This window comes from Pseudomonas kielensis (assembly GCF_030505375.1).
Taxonomy (GTDB): Bacteria; Pseudomonadota; Gammaproteobacteria; order Pseudomonadales; family Pseudomonadaceae; genus Aquipseudomonas; species Aquipseudomonas kielensis.
This window is the reverse complement of sequence record NZ_CP130043.1, coordinates 5,457,428-5,479,905: the sequence shown is the minus strand read 5'-3', so window position 1 is coordinate 5,479,905 and position 22,478 is coordinate 5,457,428. Positions and strand designations below refer to the sequence as shown.

Here is a 22,478-nt window from a genome sequence, read left to right as displayed (position 1 = left end):
AATGAAGCGCGAGCAAGTCCGAGAGCGGCATGCAGAGGGTCACATCTCTGCCACCCATGTGATCCAGAATCCGGCGACACCGGGGGAGTGGATCGTGTTTTTCAAGAAAAGTGCAGGGCGCAGTTTTTTCCTGGTGGACGACAATGACGAAGTCGAGTCATTCAGCCACCTGGATGACTTGGTCGAGACCATACGGGGCCTGGGCATCAAGTTCGCGGAAATTCACATGTAACGGCCCAGGGCCTAGTTACATACCACCACTACGCTGCGACTCTTGAAGTTGCCGACATCAGCGCCCAGGGTCTTGTCGCTTTCCTTGAGCGCTGGCGTGCCCTCGGAGCCGACAATCTTGTAGCCCGTACCGGCGCAGGACGCGTCGGCTTTTTCGTAGCAGGTGGCCCAGGAATTGGCTTGACCTGAACAATCGATCGACAAGCCTTGCTGGCCATCGTCCAGGTACGTCTTGGACGCCGTGGCACAACCACTCAAGACCAGTACCGCCATCACAGCCAGGGTTATTTTCATCGGATCGTTGCCATCAGGGGGGGAGGGGCGTCAGGCGCAGAGAAGGCCTTGTAGCGAGAGGTTATAGCGAATGGCCATTTCGGTACAGACAAACACAAAAAAGCCCCGCACAGGGCAGGGCTGTTTGACCAGGCACCTTACTCGGGCTTGGCCCCACGACGCTTGGGCGCGGGCGGGGTGTCTTGCAGCACCGACGCCACTTCGATGGCCATGGCTTCAGTGGGGAAAGGTCCGGCGATGTTTTCGCCACCGGCGCTGTCGACCCACCATTGGCCGTCTTTGGCCTTGTTGATCAGGTATCCGTTCACGCTTTTTGCTGCCGACATCTATCTGCCTCGTTGGCTGGTTCAATTGCTCAATGATAGCGGTAAATGTGCCTGAGGGTCTTCCCTGGTCTAAAGTGAAGCCTTTGCGGAACTATCGTTAAGATTATTTCTCTATGATGGCATCGGTTAGCCAGTGCGGGGCATTGTAAGGTACACGCCGCCTGATTAGACTGCGCCGAAACTCGTACACACAGCCCTTTCAAGGACTTTTATGATCAAGAAATGCTTGTTCCCAGCAGCCGGTTACGGTACTCGCTTCCTGCCAGCGACCAAGGCCATGCCTAAAGAAATGCTGCCGGTGGTGAACAAGCCACTGATCCAGTACGGCGTCGAAGAAGCATTGGACGCTGGCCTGACTGAAATCTCCATCGTCACCGGTCGCGGCAAACGCGCCCTGGAAGACCACTTCGACATCAGCTACGAGCTGGAAAACCAGATCAAGGGCACTGACAAAGAGAAGTACCTGGTCGGTATCCGCAAGCTGCTCGATGAGTGCTCGTTCTCCTACACCCGTCAGACCGAAATGAAGGGCCTGGGCCACGCGATCCTCACCGGTCGTCCGTTGATCGGCGACGAACCCTTCGCCGTCGTGCTGGCGGACGACTTGTGCGTCAACCTGGAAGGCGACGGCGTCCTGACCCAGATGGTCAAGCTGTACAAACAGTACCGCTGCACCATCGTGGCGATCCAGGAAGTCGACCCGCAGGAAACCCACAAGTACGGGGTGATCGCCGGTGACTTGATCGGTGACGACCTGTACCGTGTGCGCAACATGGTGGAAAAACCAAAACCTGAAGATGCGCCGTCCAACCTGGCCATCATCGGTCGTTACATCCTGACCCCGGACATCTTCAAGCTGATCGAAGAAACCGAGCCGGGCAAGGGTGGCGAGATCCAGATCACCGACGCCCTGATGAAGCAGGCGCAAGACGGTTGCGTGATTGCCTATAAGTTCAAGGGCACCCGTTTTGACTGCGGCGGCGCCGAAGGCTACATCGAAGCCACCAACTTCTGCTTCGAGCACTTCTACAAGACGGGCAAGGCGTACTGATAACGCCTGGGCATCCCGTTCTGAAAAGCCACCTTCGGGTGGCTTTTTCATTTTTCAACCCCGTATTGTTCGCGGCGCAGACCCGCACTGCGTCAGCAGGTATGCTGGTGTCCTGCCGAGGAGATAGAAATGGCCTACGATTTTGACCTGTATGTGATTGGCGCCGGTTCCGGCGGTGTACGCGCGGCACGCTTTGCCGCCGGTTTTGGTGCAAAAGTCGGCGTGGCCGAGAGCCGCTATCTGGGCGGCACCTGCGTCAACGTGGGGTGCGTGCCCAAGAAGTTACTGGTCTACGGCGCACACTTTGCCGAAGACTTCGAGCAGGCGGCGGGCTTCGGCTGGAGCCTGGACGAGGCGCAGTTCGACTGGGCCACGTTGATCGCCAACAAGGACCGCGAAATCAACCGTCTCAACGGTATCTATCGCAATCTGCTGGTCAACAGCGGGGTGACCCTGCATGAAGGCCACGCCCGGATCGTCGCGCCCCACACCGTCGAGATCAACGGCGAGCACTTCAGTGCCAAGCATATCCTGATCGCGACCGGCGGCTGGCCGCAGATCCCGCAGATCCCCGGGGCCGAGCACGCCATCAGCTCCAACGAAGCGTTTTTCCTCAAGACCCTGCCCAAGCGTGTGCTGGTGGTGGGTGGCGGCTACATCGCCGTCGAATTCGCCGGGATCTTCCACGGCCTGGGCGCCTCGACGTCCTTGCTGTATCGCGGTGACCTGTTCCTGCGCGGCTTTGACGGTGCGGTGCGCAAGCACTTGCAAGAGGAGCTGACCAAGCGCGGCATGGACCTGCAGTTCAATGCCGACATCGAGCGCATCGACCGGCAAGCCGATGGCAGCCTGAACGTGACGCTCAAGGATGGACGCAAGCTGGAAACCGATTGTGTGTTCTACGCCACCGGCCGTCGGCCGATGCTGGACAACCTGGGGCTGGAAAATACGGCGGTCAAGCTCGACCAGAAAGGCTTCGTCGAGGTCGACGAGCTGTACCAGACCGCCGAGCCGTCGATCCTGGCGATTGGCGATGTCATCGGTCGTGTGCAACTGACGCCGGTGGCCCTGGCCGAAGGCATGGCTGTGGCACGTCGTCTGTTCAAGCCCGAGCAGTATCGCCTGGTGGATTATCAGATGATCCCGACCGCCGTGTTCAGCTTGCCGAACATCGGCACGGTCGGCCTCACCGAAGAGCAGGCCCGCGAGGCAGGCCATGAGGTGCAGATTTTCGAAAGCCGGTTCCGGCCGATGAAACTGACCCTGACCGAGTGTCAGGAGCGTACGCTGATGAAGCTGGTGGTCGACGCCAAGACCGACAAGGTCCTGGGTTGCCACATGGTCGGTCCGGAGGCGGGCGAAATCGTCCAGGGCCTGGCGATTGCCTTGAAGGCCGGCGCGACCAAGCGCGACTTCGACGAAACCATCGGCGTGCACCCGACGGCCGCCGAAGAGTTCGTCACCATGCGCACGCCCGTGGCCGGTTAAGGTTCTTCCGACTGCGCCGGAGCCGGGACCGGGACCGGCTCCGGCGCTGCTTGCTTGGCCACCGCCAGATGCAATGCCTGGAGGCTGGCTTCGGCGCTGGCGGCCCGCCGCTCAAGTTCCACGTTGGCTTGCAGGTGCTCGCTGGCGGCCTGTTTGGCGCTGGTGCTTTCCAGCACCGCCACCCGCAGACGTTCCTGCAACAGGGTGGCTTCGGCCTCGTTGCGGCGGATCTGCTCCTGGGCTTGGGCCTGACGGGTCTCGCTGTGCTTGAGTTGATCCTGCAACAGGTGCAGCTCACGCACGGTGCCGCGATTCTCGGTCAGCAGGCGTTCGTTATCGCGGTTGAGCTGGGTGATCTCGTCCTGGCGAACCATGGCGCTTTGCTGGGCCTGGCGCAATTCCATCTGGATCTGTTGCACTTGGCCTTCATGGCGCCGTTGTTCCTGCTCGCGCTGGTCCTTGATGGCCTCGCGATAGTGCTCCAGGGCGTCGCGGGCGTGCAGGTGTTTTTCTTCCAGTGAGCGGATCTGCTCATCCTTGTCGTTCAAGCGCAATTCAAAATCACTGAGGGCCTGGCTCAAGCCGGCATTGCGAGTCTGTTCGCCTTGCAGCAATGCGCGGGTGTCGTGTAAGGCGGCGGACTCGCTGGCCAGGGTCGCGCCTTGGGTCTGCAATTGGTGGGTCAGTTGAGCCTGCAGTTGCAGGGCTTCGGCCAATTGGCTTTCCAGCGCCTTGCGCGCTTGCTCGAAACCTTCCAGGGCTTGGTCGATGCGTTCCTGGCCCTGTTCCCTCAGGCGTTGCGCCAGGCGCGCCACCAGCCCGGTCAGTTCGTCGTCAATCTGTTCCTGTGGCTCGCTCTGGCGGGCCGCGACCTCGTCGTCCAGCTCCTTGAGGTAGCGATGAATGGTGGTTTTGGAACCGGTATTGCCCATCTCGATACGTACTGCATCAATGCTGGGGTTGTCGCCGCGCGCCAGGATGGCCATGCGTGCCGCCTGCACTACAGCCTTGTTTATACCGCCCCGAGCCATGTTTTCTCCTGCCTTTGCGTAATGTAGTACGTACTTTGTATGGGCGGCGAGTGTATCACGCGGCCCAGCGCCTCATGGCGGGCGTCAGCCGTGAGCGATGTGGTTCGAGCGGGGTGCCGGGGATTTTTTGCTGAGACGGTTTTCTTCTATTAAGAGGGGTGGCTAATAGCGAAAGCCAATGAGCGGCATGAGGTTTGCCAATGAGCCATCAGGCGATCGGTTGGGTAGGATTCACCTCATCAACTTTTCAACCCTGACGGAGAGTCAACGATGCCTATCATCAACAGCCAAGTTAAACCCTTCACCGCTACCGCTTACAAAAATGGCGATTTCGTACAAGTGTCGGACGCCGATCTGAAAGGCAAATGGTCTGTCGTATTCTTCTACCCGGCTGACTTCACTTTCGTTTGCCCAACCGAGCTGGAAGACCTGGCCGACAACTACGCTGAATTCCAGAAGCTGGGCGTCGAGATCTACAGCGTTTCCACCGACACCCACTTTGCCCACGCAGCCTGGCACAACACTTCGCCAGCCATCGGCAAGATCCAGTACACCATGATCGGCGACCCGACCCATGTCATCTCCCGCAACTTCGACGTGTTGATCGAAGAAGCGGGCCTGGCAGACCGTGGCACCTTCGTGATCAACCCTGAAGGCCAGATCAAAATCGTTGAGCTCAACGATGGCGGTGTAGGTCGTGACGCTTCCGAGCTGCTGCGCAAAATCAAGGCTGCACAGTACGTCGCCGCTCACCCGGGCCAAGTCTGCCCAGCCAAGTGGAAAGAAGGCGAGGCCACCCTGGCCCCGTCCCTGGACCTGGTCGGCAAGATCTGAGTCAGTGACTCGCGATACCAGGGCGGTACGCCGCACCTAAGTCAGCTGCACCGCCCTCAAGACGCCCGGGCGAGATTCGCTCGGGCGTTTTTTTTAGAATTGAACAAAGGAGATCGCCCGTATGTTGGACGCCAATCTTAAAGCCCAGTTGAAGTCATACCTGGAACGGGTCACCCAGCCGATCGAGATCGTTGCCTCCCTCGATGACGGTGCGAAATCCCAGGAAATGCTCGCATTACTGCAAGACGTTGCCAGTCTTTCCAGCCAAATTACCTTGCTCGACAACGGTGCCGATGCACGCAAGCCATCGTTCTCGATCAACCGCCCAGGGGCCGATATCAGCCTGCGTTTCGCCGGCATCCCGATGGGCCACGAATTCACCTCCCTGGTGCTGGCGCTGCTGCAAGTCGGCGGCCACCCTTCGAAGGCCAGTGCCGAAGTGATCGAACAGATCCGCTCGCTCAGGGGTGAGTTCCACTTCGAGACCTACTTCTCGCTGTCCTGCCAGAACTGCCCGGACGTGGTTCAGGCGTTGAACCTGATGGCAGTGCTCAACCCCAATATTCATCACGTCGCCATCGACGGCGCGCTGTTCCAGGCTGAAGTCGATGAGCGTCAGATCATGGCGGTGCCCAGTGTTTACCTCAATGGCGTGAACTTCGGTCAGGGCCGCATGGGCCTGGAAGAAATCCTCGCGAAAATCGATACCAGCGGCATCGAGCGCCAGGCCGAGAAAATCAGCGCCAAGCCAGCGTTTGATGTGTTGGTGGTGGGCGGTGGCCCGGCCGGTGCGTCAGCTGCCATCTACGCGGCCCGTAAAGGCATTCGCACCGGTGTTGCCGCCGAACGTTTTGGCGGTCAGGTGCTGGACACCATGGCCATCGAAAACTTCATTTCCGTACAGGAAACCGAAGGCCCAAAACTGGCGGTCGCCTTGGAAGAACACGTCAAGCAATACGACGTCGACATCATGAACCTGCAGCGGGCCGATGCCCTGGTGCCAGGCCAGAACGGCGAGCCGCACCAGGTCAAATTCGCCAGTGGCGCGACCCTCAAGGCCAAGACTGTGATTCTGGCCACCGGTGCCCGCTGGCGCGAAATGAACGTGCCGGGCGAACAGCAATACCGCAACAAGGGTGTTGCCTACTGCCCGCACTGTGACGGCCCATTGTTCAAGGGCAAGCGCGTGGCCGTGATCGGCGGCGGTAACTCCGGGGTCGAGGCCGCCATTGACCTGGCAGGGATTGTCGCCCACGTGACCCTGCTGGAGTTCGACGTGCAACTGCGCGCCGATGCGGTCTTGCAGCGCAAGTTGCACAGCCTGCCGAACGTCACGGTGATCACCCATGCGCAAACCACTGAAGTCACCGGCGACGGTCAGAAGGTCAATGGCTTGCGTTACAAGGATCGCCAGTCTGGTGAGACCCTGACCGTCGAACTCGAAGGCATCTTCGTGCAGATCGGCCTGCTGCCTAACACCGATTGGCTAAAAGGCACTGTCGAGCTGTCGCCACGGGGCGAGATCATCGTCGATAACCGCGGTGAAACCTCGATTCCCGGGGTGTTTGCCGCCGGTGACGTGACCACCGTGCCGTACAAGCAGATCGTGATTGCCGTAGGCGAGGGCGCCAAGGCCTCGTTGAGCGCCTTCGACCACCTGATCCGCACATCGGCCCCGGCCTGAACCTTAGGGCTGAAAACAGCAACCTGCAGGAGCGAGCGAGCCGCAAGCGGGCGCTCGCTCCTACAAGAGCTCGCGGCTACGGCAGCAGTGGGGCTGGCTGGATGATTTCGACCCAATAGGCATCCGGGTCCTTGATGAACGCCAGGCTCTTCATGCGGCCATCATTCAGGCGTTTCTGGAAATCACAGCCCAGGGCTTCGAAGCGCTCGCAGGCGGCGCGGATGTCTGGGACCGAAATGCAGATATGGCCAAAACCGCGCGGGTCGGTGTTGCCGTTGTGGTAGGCGAAATCCGGATCGTTCTCAGTGCCGTGGTTGTGGGTCAGCTCGAGAATCCCCGGGATCGACTTCATCCACTCGGTACGAGCTGCCGCGTCGGCGGGGATCTGGTTTTTGTCGACCAGGGCCAGGAAGTACAGGCTGAACTCGGCTTCCGGGAAGTCGCGTTTTTCCACCAGGCTGAAGCCGAGGATGCGTGTGTAGAAATCCAGGGACTTGGTGATGTCCTTGACCCGCAGCATGGTGTGGTTGAACACGAATTGCTGGGTGGCTGTGTCAGGTTGGGCAGTGACGCCGGGGAAGGTGTTCAGATCGTGCAGGCTCATGGGCCCTCCGGAAAATATGTGGGGCAAACGACGCTCCAGTCGATGGAGCTGTCCTTGGGCTTAGGCGGCCAATGATACGCAAGGGAGGGGAGCCGGCCAATGCACAAAGCTCCGGCTATTGCCTGGAGGCCCGGCTGGGCTCAGACTTTGCGCCTTACCTCGCCAGTGTCTTGCCTGATGATCCGAGCCATTCGATCCCTGTTGCTGTTATCCAGTCTGTTTGCCGCCGCTGCGGGTGCGCAACCTCAACTCGCCGAAGTCGCCTGGCCCAGTGGTTGGCAGGTTCAGGCCCTGGAGCCGGAGGCCGCGCCGGACGAGGCGTCGGCGAAGGTTTCACGCCAGCGCGCGGTGAAAAACGATGAGAACGGCGACACGATACTGGTCATGGAGTTGACCATGACTCAGGTTGAAGTCGGGCATGTGGTCAACTTGCAGGGGGTGCTGCTGGAAATGCGCAAGTCGATCCAGAAGGACTTCTTTCAGGGCGGCTACCAAAGTGTGTGCAACAAGATTCATCCCGCTACATTGAGTCGCCTGGCGGCCCTGGAAACCACCTGCACCATTACCCAGAATGGACGTCATGTGTTGTCGCAAACACTAGTGGCCGCGGTAGAGGCAGATAAGGCCTATGTATTTTCCTACGCCGGACAAGCCGATGCGTACGCAGCAAGTCAGAAAGAAATACAGGCGGTGCGTGAAAGTTTGAAACTTTAGTTCCAGATTGCAGTACACACGAGGCAATGGCGGCTGGCCAGTTCTTTAGCCGTAAGGACTAACTAAAAAGGTAATTGTGCCGGCCCAGGGTAGTTAGCGGATTTTTCAGCTAGATCGGCGAGCATCGTTACTTAAAATCCGTGAGGCATAAAAAAGGTTCTTCACGGATTACCGGGAAAGACGCTCTTGATCTTCATGAAAAAGAACTCGCTATCCCGGTAACCGTACGCCATTCGCTTGATGACCTTTATTCGATTATTTATTCCTTCCAACTGACCGGTGTGCATCGGCCAGCGAACCCGGCTGACGATGTCCCGCCAGTAAGTCTTTAGCCGTTTGGCGAACTGGATCAGTGCCGGTATTTCGCTTTCATGCGCATGGCGCAGCCATTGCTTCCAGGCCGATCGCCAACCCCAAGCGGTGCTCGGCGTCCAAAGCGTTTTGAGTTCAGTCTTCATCAAATAGACCTTCATCAACGCGTGGTTGGCCGCCAGCAGATCCTCCAAGCGGACCTGTTGCTCCGGTGTTTTCAGGTTCTGCGGGTTGCGCAGGAGCAGCCAACGCGCCTGCTTGATGACCTGTCGGGCCGGCTTGTCATGACGCAGTCGATTGGCTTCGTCGACACGAACCCGATCAATCACCTCTCGGCCATACTTGGCCACCACATGGAAGAGGTCGTAGACCACTCGCGCGTTGGGACAGTGCTGACGAACCTCCAGGTCAAAAGCGGTGTTCATGTCCATTGCCACCGCTTCGATTCGGGCGCATCCCTCTGGCCCCAGCTCTTCGAAAAACGGCCTGACCGCCGCCCGGCTGCGGCCTTCGCCGATCCACAGCACTCGTCGTGTATCCGCATCCAGCACCACACTGGCGTAACGATGGCCCTTGAACAGGGCGAACTCGTCCATCACCAGACGCCGTGGTTGCGCCTTCGGCAGATCGCTCAATGCCGCTTGCAAGGCACGACGCTCCAGCAACCGAACGGTGTCCCAATGCAGCCCAAACATCTGCGCCACGTGCAGCGTGGGAAGGCGCTCACAGGCTTGAATGACCGCCTCTGCCAGACGCCGCGTCATGCGGGCATAGCGATCCAGCCAACTGACGGCCTCCATGCGTTTACCACAGTCGCGGCAACCAACGCGTCGGAGCAAAACGCTCAGGCGCACCGCACGACCGAGAATGGGCAAATCACGAATGACTCGCTCGCAATACTCATGCGTGGTTGAACAGGGTTTTTGGCACCCGCCACAGGAAGGGAATCGGGTGGCGTGGGGTGTCAGATCGATCTGGAGGGCGTCACCATCAGGCTTGATCGTGACGACAGAAAAGCCCTCCCAAAAAGGAAGGAAAGTATTAATATCGCGCATAAGAACGCCGGTTTGTTAGATGTGTTTGCTCGCACGAACATCATCAATCAAATCGGCGTTCTTGTTTCTGTGTTTCCCGGGATTCCGTGAAGAACCATAAAAAAGCCCTGCGTTGGCAGGGCTTTTCAGGGTGAGGCTCATGGCCCTCAGGCACGCAGCCAGGAATCAACGGTGCTGGCGCCGTATTGTTCCTTCCAGGCTTTCAGGCCGCGATGGTTGCCGCCTTTGGTTTCGATCAGCTCGCCGGTGTGTGGGTTCTGGTACACCTTGACCACGCGGGCGCGGCGGGTCTTGGGTGCCGGGGCGGACTGCTGGCTGGCCTTGGGGTTGGGGTCGAGGATGGCGATGATGTCGCGCAGGCTCTTGCCGTAGGTCTTCATCAGGCCCTGGAGCTTTTCTTCGAATTCGATTTCTTTCTTCAGCCCGGCGTCGTTCTTCAGTGATTCCAGCTGCGCAAGCTGCTCTTGAAGGGCCTTTTCAGCTGCACGAAATTCAGCGAGTCTGGACAATATCTTTACTCCAATAGTGTGTTTGGCTGAGACCAACCGCAAAAAAGCTATAAGCCAAGAGCCTTGAAGCGACTCGGTGAGAGTGGCGCACCTGGCAATCTTGCGCAGGCAGGAAAAATTGTAGTAGTTAATTCACTCCGAGTAAATCATGTCTTTTTCTTTATGTAACACCGTGCCGCTGTTTGATGCAATTTGGTGCGCCGACAGCTCGGTAATGGTTTTTACAGGGTGTTTTTCTCAACGGCTAAGTGTTTGTTCAATTCGATAATGAATTCGCCAGCGGGCATTGGCCGGCCATACAGGTAGCCCTGCAGAAAGTTCACCCCGTGACGTGCAAGGTACTCACTCTGTTCAAGTGTTTCGACGCCTTCGGCGACTATTCCCAAGTCGAGTTTGCCGGAGAGTTCGATGATGCTGTCCAGAATATGCCGCGACAGGGCGTCCATACCGATCATTGCGACAAAGCTCTGGTCGATTTTCAGGAAGTCCACATTGAATTGACGCAAGTAACCCAGGCTGGAGTGGCCGGTCCCAAAATCATCGATGGCGATCATCACGCCCAGTTCATGCAGCTGTTCAAACAGTTGATGGGTGATGGCCGTGGGTTCGATCAGCTCGCGCTCGGTCAACTCCAGGACCAGCGCGACCTTGCCGGGGGGAAAGGCCGCCAGGAACTCGCGGCAGTCAGCGACCAGGTCGAGGTCCTGGCAGTGGCTGGCAGTGATGTTGATGCCGATATGGAAACGCTCGCTGTCAGGACTGATCTGCGGGCCGAGCAATGCGGCGGTCTGCTGCATCAATGAACGCGTCATCGGCACAATCAGCCCCGAGTGCTCGGCAAACGGAATGAACAGGTCGGGGCGCACCAGGCCATCCTTGGGGTGGTTCCAGCGCATCAGCACCTCGGTGCCGGCCCAACGTTTACTGTCACCATAAACCACCGGTTGAAAGTACGGCACAAACTCCTTGGCCTCCATGGCCCGCTGCAATTCCAGGCTGGGTGATGCCGAGCGCTTTTGCAGCCAGTGGGCGAGGGTGCCGGCAATGGCGCCAAAAAATATCAGCAGGCTGAACAGGGGAGGGTACTCGCTGACCATGTAGCGCCAGGTTTCCCCCTCGGGGAATCCGGCCTCCACTTTAAAGGCATAGCGTGACGACTCCAGGTAATTGCGCGCCACGGGCAGTTGCGGCAGTGCGCCCTCATGGACCTGGCCGTCGGCTGACAACCAACTGTCTCCGACCTGCAGCAGCAACAGGGTCTGGCGCCCGATCAGGCGCAGCACATTGCTCAGGTGGTAGCCATCGAGTGTGGTCAGCGCGCCAGCCCGGCCCTCGCTCTGGCGGTACACCAGCAGGGCGGTGTTGGGCGTTACCGGATTGCCGTTCATCAACCACAACTTGCCCTGGGTGTACTCGCCCGGGTCGACCTTCTCCTGGAACTCGCCAAACAACGAACTGCAGTACAGATTGTTGTCCCACACCAGGTTGGTCGAGCGCACGAAGGGGCGGCGGGTCACCTGTTCACGCAGGGCCAGCTTGACGTCCGCACAGGGTTGCCCGGCCAGCGGTAGCAGGAGCTGGGCCGCCTGGGCGGTGTTGTCGAGCATCAAGTCAAACTGGCGGACGGCTTCCTCGGCGGTCTGGTGCGTGCTCTGGCTGAGCCGGCGTTCGGCTTGCATCTGCAAAATGGCGGCGCCCAGCACCACGGGCACCAGGGCCACCAGCGCGGTGATGGCGTTACGGTAGGCGCTTTTACGCCGGCGCTTTAAGGTCAATGGCATTCGGGAAACCTGGGACGATGGAATGGGCTCTCAAATGCTGGTGCGGCAACGCCTTGCCTCCCATGAAGAGATTGCATATTGGGGATGATAGATGGCACTGGGTGATTGTGCTGCTCAACTCAAGGGCAACTCCCTTGCCAGTTTGATGAACGCCAGGGTGGCGGGTGAGCATTGGCGTTGATCCAGCACCGCCAAACCGACCTGGCGCTTGACCACCGGCGACAGCGGCCGTTTCACGTAATCCACCTGCGGGGTGTCGGGCAGCGAGCGTTCGGCAACCAGGGTCAGCGCTTCACCGCGACTCACCGTCGCCAGGGTGCTGAGCAGTTGCGAACAGCGAAAACGGATGTCGGGGCTCAGCCGTGCCGCACTGAACAGGCGCGTCACCAGTTCCGCCGAGCCCGCTTCGGTGAGGATGAACGGGTCGTGGCAGAGCTCGCGCAGCGTCAGGCTATCGCGGCTGGCCAGGGCATGTCCGATGGGGATCAGCGCCACCATCTGGTCCTCGACCAGCGCGAAGGTGTCAAAACGCTCTTCGGGCAGCACCACAAAACCGACATCGATTCGTCGCTCATCCAGCCACTGCAACACTTGCCGGTCGGGGCCTTCATCAATGTGCACTTCGATGCCGGGGTAGGCCGCCCGGTACCGTGGCAAGATTTTCGGCAGCAGGCCGATCGACGCGGTGGGGCCAAAGGAGCCGATGCGCAGCGTGCCACTTTTCATTCCACGGGCGTCGGCGGCCTCCTGGCGCAGGGTGCTGGCCAGGCCGAGCATGGCGCGGGCGCGCAGCAGCAACTGCTGGCCGATATCGCTGAGTTCCACCTGGGACTGCTGGCGCCTGAGCAACTCGACCCCCAGCTCCTGCTCCAGGGCCTTGATGGCATGGGACACCGCCGATTGGCTGATGCCCAGGCGGTGGGCTGCGCTGGTGAAGCCTTGCAGTTCGGCAACCAGGGAAAAGATCTCGAGTTGGGTCAGGGTCATGAGTAAGTACTCATTTTACGATGATCGATCATGACGAGAAGAATAAGTCATCAACCCGACTATGTCCCAGGAGCCTGCATGAAAAGTCTTGTCCCGAGTGATGGGCGCGCTTCGGATGTCCCGATTTACCTGAAGCTCGCCAGCGTCACCATGCTCTGGGGCGGGACCTTCGTCGCCGGGCGTTACCTGGCGGGTTCGCTGAGTCCGTTGTTCGCCGCGAGCCTGCGCTTTGCGCTGGCGAGCCTGGCGTTGTTGCTGTTCATGGGGCTGGCCCGCATCCCCCTGGCTCGGCCGACCGGTCGGCAATGGCTGCAATTGGGGCTGCTGGGGTTCTTCGGCATCTACTTCTACAACCTGTGTTTCTTTTACGGCCTGCAGTACATCCACGCCTCCCGCGCATCGTTGATTGTCGCCTTGAACCCGGCAGTGATCGGGCTGGCCTCCTGGTTGCTGTTCAAGGAGCGCCTCAATACCAGCAAGATCGTCGGCATCCTCCTGTGTCTCGGGGGAGCGGGACTGGTGATCGTCAGTGGCGATCAGTCAGTGTTCGCCGGCGGGGCATGGTTTGCAGATCTGTTGCTTCTGGGCTGCGTGCTGGGCTGGGGCATCTATTCGTTGATCTCCAGAAACCTGAACCAGGCACTGGGCCCGCTGCACACCGTGACGTACTCGGTGGTCCTGGGCACCTTGATGCTATGGCTGACCTGCGCAGTGCGCGGTGAACTCCAGTGGCAGCTTCTTGCGCAGTTGCGCCCGGGACAAGTGATCAGCCTGTTGTACCTGGGTGTGCTGGGGTCGGCGCTGGCCTACATCTGGTACTACGATGGTATTCGCCGGATCGGCGCCACCCGCACCGGAGTGTTCATCGCGTTGAACCCGCTGACCGCAGTGATCCTCGGCGCGCTGCTGCTGGGCGAACAGATGACGGGCACGATGTACCTGGGGGGAGCGGTTATCCTGCTGGGCATCTACCTGTGCAACAAAGCCTTTGCAGCGACGGGAAAAAGGCGGATTTTATAGAGAAGGCGGACAAATTGTTTTACGCTGTGTAGAATCGGTTTACGCATATAAGAATAAGTCTTCTGGCAGCAGAAGCCTCGCCCACAAAAGCCTTGGGTCGACCATGAAGATATTTGGGTTCCAATTGATCTACGGTGATTTTCTCGCCCGCAGTGTGCGAGGCATCTCCTGCGCGCCACCCGCGCCTCTCAGCAGTGCTCACGACTAACGATCCGTTAATTAATAAAGCATGATGAGGCGTCAACCATGGCAGATTTATACGAAAACCCAATGGGCCTGATGGGCTTCGAGTTCATCGAATTCGCATCGCCAACCCCGAACACCCTGGAGCCGATCTTCGAGATCATGGGCTTCACCAAGGTCGCGACCCACCGTTCCAAGAACGTGCACCTGTATCGCCAGGGCTCGATCAACCTGATCCTCAACAACGAACCCAACAGCGTGGCGTCGTACTTCGCCGCCGAGCACGGTCCGTCGGTGTGTGGCATGGCGTTCCGCGTCAAGGACTCGCAACTGGCCTACAACCGCGCCCTGGAACTCGGCGCCCAGCCGATCCACATCGAGACCGGCCCGATGGAGCTGAACCTGCCGGCCATCAAGGGCATCGGCGGCGCGCCGCTGTACCTGATCGACCGTTTTGGTGAAGGCAGTCTCGATCTACGACATCGACTTCGTGTTCATCGAAGGAGTCGATCGCAACCCGGTCGGTGCCGGCCTGAAGATCATCGACCACCTGACCCACAACGTTTACCGCGGCCGCATGGCCTACTGGGCGAACTTCTACGAGAAGCTGTTCAACTTCCGCGAGATTCGCTACTTCGACATCAAGGGCGAATACACCGGCCTGACCTCCAAGGCCATGACCGCCCCCGACGGCATGATCCGCATCCCGCTGAACGAAGAGTCGTCCAAGGGTGCCGGGCAGATCGAAGAGTTCCTGATGCAGTTCAACGGCGAGGGTATCCAGCACGTTGCCTTCCTGGCCGATGACCTGATCAAGACCTGGGATCACCTGAAAAGCATCGGCATGCGCTTCATGACTGCGCCGCCGGACACCTACTATGAAATGCTCGAAGGCCGTCTGCCGAACCACGGCGAGCCGGTAGGCGAGTTGCAGGCCCGTGGGATCCTGCTGGACGGTTCGTCCGAGGCCGGCGACAAGCGCCTGCTGCTGCAGATCTTCTCGGAAACCCTGATGGGCCCGGTGTTCTTCGAATTCATCCAGCGTAAAGGCGACGATGGTTTTGGTGAAGGCAACTTCAAGGCACTGTTCGAGTCGATCGAGCGTGACCAGGTGCGTCGTGGTGTGTTGACCACCGACTAAGCCGTTACACCGATAAAAACTGTGGGAGCGAGCCGGGCGGCGCTCCGCTTGCTCCCACATTTGTTTTGCGTGTGCTTAAGGTCTACGTTGGCGAACCAGGTGCTTGAACCCCTCGAACACCAATACCAGCACCGCCAGCCAGATCGGGATGTAGGTCAGCCATTCCCCCGCCTTGATGCTTTCCCCCAGCAACAGCGCCACCCCCAGCAACAGCACCGGCTCGACATAGCTGAGCAGCCCGAACAGGCTGAACGGTAGCAGTCGGCTGGCAATGATATAGACCACCAGGGCCGAGGCACTGATGATCCCGAGCACGGGAATCAGCAGCGTCAGCCAAGGGTGCTGGTCGAACACGCCGAAGCCTTGTGCGCCGTTGTGCACGAACCAGTACGCCACCGGCAACAGCAGCGCCATGTCCAGCCACAGGCCGCCGAGGTTGTCGGCCGCCAGGCGTCGGCGCAGCACGAAGTAAGTCGGGTAACCGATGGCCACCAGCAAGGTCGCCCAGGAAAAACTGCCCACCTGGTACAACTCATTGAGCACGCCCAGGGTCGCCAGGCTCGCGGCAATCTTCTGCAGGTATGACAGGCGCTCGCCGTAGACGATACGCCCGGTCAGCACCATGGTCAGTGGCAGCAGGAAATACCCCAGGGACACATCCAGGCTATGGCCGTTCAACGGTGCCCACATGAACAGCCACAGCTGCACGCCGAGCAGGGCGGAAGACACCAGCAAGCCACCGACCAGCAGCGGTTTGGCCGCCAGCCGCCGCAGGATCTCCAGCACCCGTTGCCACTCCCCGGATACCAGCATGAACACGGTCATGCACGGCACGGTCAGCAGCATGCGCCAGCCGAAAATTTCCACACCGTCCAGGGGCGACAGCAGTGAGGTGTAGAAGTACATGACGGCAAACAGCACCGAGGCCGACACCGATAGAGCAATTCCTTTAGACAAGCTGTCCTCGCGACACTGAGCATAAACAGAGAAGGATACGTGGTTTGAGCGACGAACATCGCTCCAATGGCTTCAGCGACTCAGTGCCGTGCGCCCCGAGACAAAATGGCTCACATCGTTGAACCCCGGTGTCGAGGCATGCCCCGGCGTTACCAGTGAATCGATGAAGGCTTCGTCCTCGGCGCTGATCTTCACGTCCTGCGCCTTGGTGTAGGCGTCCCACTGCTCCTCGGTGCGTGGGCCGACGATGGCCGAGGTGACCGCGGCGTTGTTCAGCACCCAGGCGATGGCGAACTCGACCATGCCGACACCGCGCTGCTGGGTGTACGCCTGGATCTGCTGGGCGATGCGCAGTGACTCGACCCGCCATTCGGTCTCCAGGATGCGCTTGTCCTGGCGGCCGGCGCGGCTGTTGGCGTCGGGGCGGGTGTCGGGCGCGTACTTGCCACTGAGCACGCCACGGGCCAGCGGGCTGTAGGGCACGACACCAAGGCCGTAGGCGTTGGCGGCGGTGATCTGTTCGGTTTCGGCCTGGCGGTTGACGATGTTGTACAACGGCTGGCTGATCACCGGCCGGTCGACGCCCAGTTGCTCGGCGACGCGAATCACCTCGGCGATGCGCCAGCCCCGATAATTGGACAGGCCCCAGTAACGGATCTTGCCCTGGCGAATCAGGTCGCCCATGGCCGACACCGTCACGTGCAGCGGGGTGTTGTGGTCTTCGCGGTGCAGGTAATAGATGTCCAGGTAGTCGGTGTCCAGGCGGGTCAGGCTGGCATCGATCCCGTTGAAAATGTGCTTGCGGCTCAGGCCGCTGCGATTCGGCAGGCCGTCCACCGGGCCAAAGCCAACCTTGGACGCCACCACCCACTCATGCCGGTTGCCGGCAATCGCCTCGCCGACGATTTCCTCGGAGCGACCCTGGGTGTAGACGTCGGCGGTGTCGATGAAATTGATGCCCTGGTCCCAGGCCTTGTCGATGATTCGCAACGCGTCTTCGGTGCTGGTCTGCTCGCCAAACATCATGGTGCCCAGGGTCAGCGTGGACACTTGCAGTCCGGAGTGGCCCAGTGTGCGGTAGCTCATGACGAATTCCTTTTACCCGTGGGAAAGGCTCAATCAAATACCAGAAGGGCGATGTGGGCAACCGCAATTATCCAGAGGTGGGGACGGGCCGACCCGCACCCACCGTGGATCAGGTCAGACGCGCAACGTGCGGGTCATGCGCAACGCCAGCAGGCTGCCGCCGACAATCACCGCCGCCAGCACATACAGCGCCGCATCGGTGGAGCCGCTGGCGTCCTTGACCCAGCCCACCAGGTACGGGCTGAGGAAGCCGGCCATCTGGCCCATGGAGTTGATCAGCGCCAGGCCACCGGCGGCGGCACCGGCGCTGAGCATGGCGGTGGGCACCGGCCAGAACATCGGCAGGCCGGTGAGTGCGCCCATGGTGGCGATGGTCAAACCGAGAATGGCGATGGCCGGGTGCGCGGCAAAGTTGACCGCGATCAGCAAGCCCAGCGCGCCCATCAGCATCGGTACCACCAGGTGCCAGCGACGCTCCTTGTGCAGGTCCGCTGAGCGTCCGACGAGCAGCATGAACACCGCCGCCAGCAGGTAAGGAATCGCACTGAGCCAGCCGATCACCAGGTTGTCGCTGAAACCGAGGTTCTTGATGATCGACGGCAACCAGAAGTTGATCGCGTACACGCCACTCTGAATGCAGAAGTAAATCAGGCCGAAGGCCCAGATCGCCGGGTTCTTGAACACCGCCAGCAGCGAGTCGGTGGCCGTCTTCGGCTTGTTGGCGCGATCAATTGCCTGGTCGGCCTCGAGTACCGCGCGCTCGTGCGGCTTGAGCCATTTGGCGCTGGCAAAGTTATCGCTGAGCAGGAAGTACGCCAGTGCCCCGAGGATCACCGTGGGGATGCCCTGCAGCAGGAACATCCACTGCCAGCCGGCGAGGCCACCTTGACCCGCGGCGAAGTGGTTGAGAATCCAGCCGGAAAACGGGCTGCCCAGCAGGCCCGAGACCGGGATCGCCGACATGAACAGCGCCATGATGCGGCCACGGCGGAACGTCGGGAACCACTGCGACAGGTACAGCACCACGCCGGGGAAGAACCCGGCCTCGGCGGCACCGGTGAACAGGCGCAGGGTGTAGAACTCGGTGGGCGTGGTGACGAACAGCAGGCAGGTGGACAACGTGCCCCAGGTGATCATCATCAGCGCGATCCAGCGCCGTGGGCCGAAGCGGGTCAGCGCCAGGTTGCTCGGCACGCCGCACAGCACGTAACCGATGAAAAATATCCCGGCCCCGAGGCCGTACACGGTTTCGCTGAATTTCAGTGCATCGAGCATCTGCAGTTTGGCGAAGCCAACGTTGACCCGGTCCAGGTAGTTGAACAGGTAGCAGATGAAAATGAAGGGGATCAGGCGCAGGGTAATGCGCTTGTAGACGGCGTTTTTATCGTCATCGGTGGCCAGGGTGGCAGCGGCGCTCTGTGACATGGCGGGTCTCTCTTTATTATGATTTTTTGCGGTGCGAGGGTAACGTGACCGCCTGAAGAGTCTCGGTCACCCATTGGCGGAAGTCTTTGTGCCTGAGCACAGCGATTACGCCAAGCGCCTGTGCGGGTGAACAACCACAGCCCCAGGTTTTCCAGGAATACGCCCCATGTTCGAACTTGATCACGACCTGGCCCAGGATATCGTCGACCGGGCGATGGCCATTCTGCCCTACAACGTCAACGTCATGGACAGCCAGGGGCTGATCCTGGGCAGTGGCGAGCCGGAGCGGGTCAACACCCGGCATGAAGGTGCGCAACTGGTGCTGGCCAACGGTCGGGTGGTGGAAATCGACGCCCAGACCGCGGTGCACCTCAAGGGGGTGCAGCCGGGGATCAACCTGCCGTTGCTGCTCGATCAGCGCCTGATCGGCGTGCTCGGCATCACCGGTGAACCCGAGCAACTGCGCACCTACGCCGAACTGGTGCGCATGACCGCCGAAATGCTGGTGGCCCAGCGCAATCAACAGGCCGAACAGCAATGGCGCCGCCAGCGCTGCGATGATCTGCTGGCGCTATTGCTCAGTGAGGCGGGGGACTCGCCGCGGTTGATCGACGAAGCCCAGCAAATGGGGCTCAAGCCGCAACTGGCGCGCACCCCGTACCTGTTCGAGTTGGGCCTGGAGCACGGCAACGGCCAGACCGCCGAAGCCTTGAGCGCCTGGCTGAGCTCGCGCTACCCCGACAGCTGGTGCGTGAGTTCGGCCAAGTCCTCGTTGTTGTGGTGCCGCCCGACCAGCCACCCGGTGGAGAACCCGCGGCTGCTGGAGAAACTCGACGGTTTGGGCTGGAACATCCAGCGCATTGCCGTGGGAGGTCAGGCCGATGGCCTGCAAGGCCTGCGTCGTTGCTATCGGCGGGTCGGTGACTTGCTGGCCTACGGACGCGACGTGCTGCCGCACAGCCGCCTACTGACCCTCAACCGCTACCGTCTGCCGGTGATGCTCTGGCGCCATCGCAACGATGATGCACTCGATGAGCTACTCACCCCCCTACGCAAGGTCATCGCCAAGGACAGCAACGGCCAGTTGCTGGCGACCTTGCGCAGTTGGTGCGAGCACGACGGCCAGAGCCAGGCGTGCGCCGATGCCCTGGGGATCCACCGCAACAGCCTGCGCTATCGCATGGAGCGGGTAGCCGAACTCAGCGGAGTCGACCCGCTGCGGCTGGACGGCATGCTGGCGCTGTACCTGGGCGTACAACTGTTGCCCCAGCCCTGCGCAGACCTGTAGGCGCAAGGCTTTACCGTTGGGTTTTGTAGAAATGAACAATAAACCCTCTCCACCCTTGTGCAGCGGACTGGCGTCATTGGCTGGGGCAACTGGCAGCATGCTCTGCATAACCACCGGAGAAACCCCATGAAGATCGTCATCGCCCCCGACTCGTTCAAGGACAGCCTGAGTGCCATCGATGTGGCCGATGCCATCGCCCTGGGGCTGGCCGAGGTCTGGCCGGATGCGCAGATGGTCAAATGCCCGATGGCCGACGGTGGTGAAGGCACGGTCGAGGCGATTCTCGTGGCCTGCGCGGGGGCGTTGCGCCGTACCCGGGTGCAAGGGCCGCTCGGCGAGCCGGTCGATGCCCACTGGGGCTGGCTGCCTCAGAGCCAGACCGCAATCATCGAAATGGCCGAAGCCAGTGGCCTGCAGTTGGTGCCACTGGCACAACGCGATGCCTGCATCAGCAGCACTTACGGCACCGGTGAGCTGATTCGCGCAGCCCTCGATGCCGGTGCGCAGCGCATCATCCTGGCCATCGGCGGCAGCGCCACCAACGACGGCGGCGCCGGTGCGCTGCAGGCGTTGGGCGTGGGCTTGTTCGATCAACAGGGGCAGTCGATCCGCCATGGCGGTCTCGCACTCAAGGACCTCGCCCACATAGGACTCAATGAAATGGACCCGCGCCTGGCGCAGGTCCGTTTCGAAATCGCCGCCGACGTCAACAATCCACTCTGCGGTCCTCACGGAGCTTCAACGATTTTCGGTCCACAGAAAGGTGCGACGCCCGAACAGGTGCAGGCACTCGATCTGACCCTTGGGCATTTCGCCGATCTGTGTGCGCAGGTGCTGGACAAGGACGTGCGCGATGAGCCCGGCAGCGGTGCCGCTGGCGGCCTGGGATTTGCCGCCAAGGCGTTTTTGCAGGCGCAGTTTCGTCCCGGCGTGGAGGTGGTGGCGGAGTTGGTCGGCTTGGCGAATGCCATTCGCGGTGCCGATTTGGTGATCACCGGCGAAGGGCGTTTCGATGCGCAGACCCTGCGCGGCAAAACCCCCTTCGGTGTCGCGCGAGTCGCCCGGCAGCAGGGCGTGCCGGTCGTGGTGATCGCCGGCACCCTCGGTGAGGGCTACCAGCAGATGTATCAACATGGCGTCGATGCCGCCTTTGCCTTGCCGTCTGGGCCGATGAGCCTGGCGCAAGCGTGCAGCGAGGCGCCGCGCCTGCTGCGTGAGCGGGCAGTGGATATCGCCCGGCTCTGGTGCCTCGGGTTGCCCCGGGAATGACCTTGCGCCCGCCCGGTACCTGCCAACGGGTTGTCGGCCCCCTGCAAAGGGCCGATTCCGGCTAGCGGTAGGTGAGCGTGAAGTTCAGCGCGCCCTTGGCAACTCCGGGGCGGACATCGCGGCTCGGCCCGGTCTGGTATAAGCGCGCGGTAAAGTCCAGTACCGTTCCACTGGCGCTGATCGGTATCAGTGGCACTGGCGTATTGAGCTCCACGGGCGTCGTGCCATCTCTTTTAAGCAACTGAATCCCGATGCCCTGGGCGGTGGAGTCAGGAGACAGGCCGAACACGCCCGGCACCGATGGCGGTACCGGCGCGGCACTGGCGTCCTCGAACTGGATGGTGGCAGTGGCGATGTTGGCGTTGCTGGCATCCGCTTCGCAGTCATTGAGGGTAATGCTGAACGGGATCGCGGTAGTGGTGTAGCCGGGGCTGGTGAAGTCTCGCTGATCCCATTCGCCGAGTTGTACCGGGTCGGCGCTGACGGTGTTGCTGCCACAATGGGCCTGGATCACGGTACCGGCGAGTCCGGCAGTGAAGACCTTGCCGGCGATACCCGTGACGCGGCCACTGAACAGTTCTGTGCCGTCGAACGTCTGCGGGCCGGGAGGGATGGGCCCGGTCTTGATCAGGGTGATGCGACTCTCCAGCGTGGATATATGGATGAATGTCACGCCGACATTGTGCGCGTTGTGTGCATTGAACGGCACGGTGGTATCGCCATGGTCGGGGACAAAGGCGTTTGAAGCGCTGCCATTGAACGGGAAGCCCAGCGAGAACAGCGCGCCCACTCCCGGGATGTTGGTTCTCAGCACACTCAAGGGCGCCAGGCCACCGTAGATACCCGCCGCCGGTGGTGCGCTGGCTTGGGCATTGAAGATCAGGCGAACGTCACCGTTGTTATAGCAACGTGCGGTCAGTCCTTCGTTGTTGTGGGTTCTTTTAAACAGGCGCTCGGTACCAATGATGCTGCCGACGGGCGCGTCCCGTGGAACGTAAACGGTGCCCACGTCCTGGAAATGGGTCATGGGCCCGGGGACTGTTCTCCATTCGCAGGTGTTGAACGGGTCTGCCATTACCCATGAGGCCTGGCAACTGGCAACCAGGCCCAGGGCGGTAATCAGGCTGCGGATGGATGGTGTCATGGGGTCTCTCCGAAATGCACGGCTCGCACGGCAACAGCGCGGGCGGTGCGTGAGTGAGGCAAGA

22 protein-coding genes and 1 pseudogene are annotated in these 22,478 nt (G+C 60.7%); 11 read left to right on the top strand and 12 right to left on the bottom strand.

Annotated elements, in window-relative coordinates:
• Position 1: 1 nt before the first annotated feature.
• Entirely contained in the window at positions 2 to 232 is a 231-nt protein-coding gene (locus Q1W70_RS25305; protein ID WP_166593014.1) for a hypothetical protein, read from the top strand.
• A gap of 11 nt (positions 233 to 243) precedes the next feature.
• Here the strand turns inward: Q1W70_RS25305 and Q1W70_RS25300 are convergent, their stop codons facing one another.
• Positions 244 to 525 carry a hypothetical protein gene (locus tag Q1W70_RS25300; RefSeq protein WP_166593008.1) on the bottom strand — a complete coding sequence of 94 codons (282 nt, stop codon included), beginning with the start codon at positions 523 to 525 and terminating at the stop codon, positions 244 to 246.
• A 137-nt stretch (positions 526 to 662) separates the two neighbouring features.
• Positions 663 to 851, bottom strand: coding sequence for a hypothetical protein (locus tag Q1W70_RS25295; RefSeq protein ID WP_159995516.1), 189 nt, complete (start codon positions 849 to 851; stop codon positions 663 to 665).
• A 211-nt stretch (positions 852 to 1,062) separates the two neighbouring features.
• On the opposite strand from Q1W70_RS25295, the gene galU reads away from it, so the two are divergent.
• Together galU and gorA are read left to right on the top strand one after the other, a co-directional pair.
• A complete protein-coding gene (gene galU / locus Q1W70_RS25290; RefSeq protein ID WP_095108460.1) occupies positions 1,063 to 1,902 on the top strand; it encodes a UTP--glucose-1-phosphate uridylyltransferase GalU in 840 nt (279 codons plus the stop codon).
• Positions 1,903 to 2,031: 129 nt separating this feature from the next.
• A complete protein-coding gene (gorA, locus tag Q1W70_RS25285) occupies positions 2,032 to 3,390 on the top strand; it encodes a glutathione-disulfide reductase (protein WP_166593009.1) in 1,359 nt (452 codons plus the stop codon).
• On the opposite strand, the gene Q1W70_RS25280 is transcribed toward gorA, so the two are convergent.
• Positions 3,387 to 4,421: a DNA-binding protein gene (locus tag Q1W70_RS25280; protein WP_166593010.1), complete on the bottom strand. Its 1,035-nt coding sequence runs from the start codon at positions 4,419 to 4,421 to the stop codon at positions 3,387 to 3,389. The genes gorA and Q1W70_RS25280 overlap by 4 nt on opposite strands.
• Before the next feature lie 270 nt (positions 4,422 to 4,691).
• Between Q1W70_RS25280 and ahpC the strand changes: the two genes are divergently transcribed.
• Both ahpC and ahpF read left to right on the top strand, forming a co-directional pair.
• Entirely contained in the window at positions 4,692 to 5,255 is a 564-nt protein-coding gene (gene ahpC, locus Q1W70_RS25275; RefSeq protein WP_095168453.1) for an alkyl hydroperoxide reductase subunit C, read from the top strand.
• Positions 5,256 to 5,376: 121 nt separating this feature from the next.
• A complete protein-coding gene (ahpF, locus tag Q1W70_RS25270; RefSeq protein ID WP_166593011.1) occupies positions 5,377 to 6,939 on the top strand; it encodes an alkyl hydroperoxide reductase subunit F in 1,563 nt (520 codons plus the stop codon).
• Between the two features lie 76 nt (positions 6,940 to 7,015).
• On the opposite strand, the gene gloA is transcribed toward ahpF, so the two are convergent.
• Positions 7,016 to 7,543, bottom strand: a complete 528-nt coding sequence (gloA, locus tag Q1W70_RS25265) for a lactoylglutathione lyase (RefSeq protein ID WP_166593012.1) — start codon at positions 7,541 to 7,543, stop codon at positions 7,016 to 7,018.
• Between the two features lie 177 nt (positions 7,544 to 7,720).
• On the opposite strand from gloA, the gene Q1W70_RS25260 reads away from it, so the two are divergent.
• The gene (locus Q1W70_RS25260) at positions 7,721 to 8,257 is read left to right on the top strand and encodes a DUF4946 domain-containing protein (RefSeq protein WP_166593015.1); all 537 of its coding nucleotides are present in this window, start codon (positions 7,721 to 7,723) and stop codon (positions 8,255 to 8,257) included.
• Positions 8,258 to 8,418: 161 nt separating this feature from the next.
• On the opposite strand, the gene Q1W70_RS25255 is transcribed toward Q1W70_RS25260, so the two are convergent.
• The gene (locus Q1W70_RS25255; RefSeq protein WP_302098903.1) at positions 8,419 to 9,570 is read right to left on the bottom strand and encodes an ISL3 family transposase; all 1,152 of its coding nucleotides are present in this window, start codon (positions 9,568 to 9,570) and stop codon (positions 8,419 to 8,421) included.
• Between Q1W70_RS25255 and Q1W70_RS25250 the strand changes: the two genes are divergently transcribed.
• Positions 9,493 to 9,714 (top strand): hypothetical protein, encoded by a 222-nt coding sequence (locus Q1W70_RS25250; protein ID WP_256669976.1) that lies wholly within the window; start codon positions 9,493 to 9,495, stop codon positions 9,712 to 9,714. The genes Q1W70_RS25255 and Q1W70_RS25250 overlap by 78 nt on opposite strands.
• Before the next feature lie 56 nt (positions 9,715 to 9,770).
• Here Q1W70_RS25250 and Q1W70_RS25245 read toward each other — a convergent pair whose 3' ends face one another.
• From Q1W70_RS25245 to Q1W70_RS25235, 3 genes are all read right to left on the bottom strand, one after another.
• Positions 9,771 to 10,133: a histone-like nucleoid-structuring protein, MvaT/MvaU family gene (locus Q1W70_RS25245; protein WP_166592770.1), complete on the bottom strand. Its 363-nt coding sequence runs from the start codon at positions 10,131 to 10,133 to the stop codon at positions 9,771 to 9,773.
• Positions 10,134 to 10,354: 221 nt separating this feature from the next.
• The gene (locus tag Q1W70_RS25240) at positions 10,355 to 11,914 is read right to left on the bottom strand and encodes an EAL domain-containing protein (protein WP_166592771.1); all 1,560 of its coding nucleotides are present in this window, start codon (positions 11,912 to 11,914) and stop codon (positions 10,355 to 10,357) included.
• Positions 11,915 to 12,028: 114 nt separating this feature from the next.
• Positions 12,029 to 12,901: a LysR family transcriptional regulator gene (locus Q1W70_RS25235; RefSeq protein WP_166592772.1), complete on the bottom strand. Its 873-nt coding sequence runs from the start codon at positions 12,899 to 12,901 to the stop codon at positions 12,029 to 12,031.
• Positions 12,902 to 12,979: 78 nt separating this feature from the next.
• On the opposite strand from Q1W70_RS25235, the gene Q1W70_RS25230 reads away from it, so the two are divergent.
• Both Q1W70_RS25230 and hppD read left to right on the top strand, forming a co-directional pair.
• Positions 12,980 to 13,921, top strand: coding sequence for a DMT family transporter (locus tag Q1W70_RS25230; RefSeq protein WP_182344492.1), 942 nt, complete (start codon positions 12,980 to 12,982; stop codon positions 13,919 to 13,921).
• Positions 13,922 to 14,167: 246 nt separating this feature from the next.
• Positions 14,168 to 15,245 (top strand): annotated as a pseudogene (hppD, locus tag Q1W70_RS25225) (4-hydroxyphenylpyruvate dioxygenase).
• A gap of 75 nt (positions 15,246 to 15,320) precedes the next feature.
• Here the strand turns inward: hppD and rarD are convergent.
• The 3 genes from rarD to Q1W70_RS25210 all read right to left on the bottom strand — a co-directional run bounded on the left by rarD (position 15,321) and on the right by Q1W70_RS25210 (position 18,713).
• Complete coding sequence (rarD, locus tag Q1W70_RS25220; RefSeq protein ID WP_166592775.1) at positions 15,321 to 16,202, bottom strand: EamA family transporter RarD; 882 nt, start codon at positions 16,200 to 16,202, stop codon at positions 15,321 to 15,323.
• Positions 16,203 to 16,274: 72 nt separating this feature from the next.
• Positions 16,275 to 17,288 carry an aldo/keto reductase gene (locus Q1W70_RS25215; protein WP_166592776.1) on the bottom strand — a complete coding sequence of 338 codons (1,014 nt, stop codon included), beginning with the start codon at positions 17,286 to 17,288 and terminating at the stop codon, positions 16,275 to 16,277.
• Between the two features lie 114 nt (positions 17,289 to 17,402).
• Positions 17,403 to 18,713 carry an MFS transporter gene (locus Q1W70_RS25210; RefSeq protein WP_166592777.1) on the bottom strand — a complete coding sequence of 437 codons (1,311 nt, stop codon included), beginning with the start codon at positions 18,711 to 18,713 and terminating at the stop codon, positions 17,403 to 17,405.
• Between the two features lie 166 nt (positions 18,714 to 18,879).
• Here Q1W70_RS25210 and Q1W70_RS25205 point away from each other — a divergent pair, with 166 nt between their 5' ends.
• Together Q1W70_RS25205 and Q1W70_RS25200 are read left to right on the top strand one after the other, a co-directional pair.
• Complete coding sequence (locus Q1W70_RS25205; protein WP_182344496.1) at positions 18,880 to 20,001, top strand: sugar diacid recognition domain-containing protein; 1,122 nt, start codon at positions 18,880 to 18,882, stop codon at positions 19,999 to 20,001.
• Between the two features lie 126 nt (positions 20,002 to 20,127).
• A complete protein-coding gene (locus tag Q1W70_RS25200) occupies positions 20,128 to 21,270 on the top strand; it encodes a glycerate kinase (RefSeq protein WP_166592779.1) in 1,143 nt (380 codons plus the stop codon).
• Positions 21,271 to 21,331: 61 nt separating this feature from the next.
• On the opposite strand, the gene Q1W70_RS25195 is transcribed toward Q1W70_RS25200, so the two are convergent.
• Positions 21,332 to 22,414 carry a fimbrial protein gene (locus Q1W70_RS25195; protein ID WP_166592780.1) on the bottom strand — a complete coding sequence of 361 codons (1,083 nt, stop codon included), beginning with the start codon at positions 22,412 to 22,414 and terminating at the stop codon, positions 21,332 to 21,334.
• Between the last annotated feature and the right edge of the window lie 64 nt (positions 22,415 to 22,478).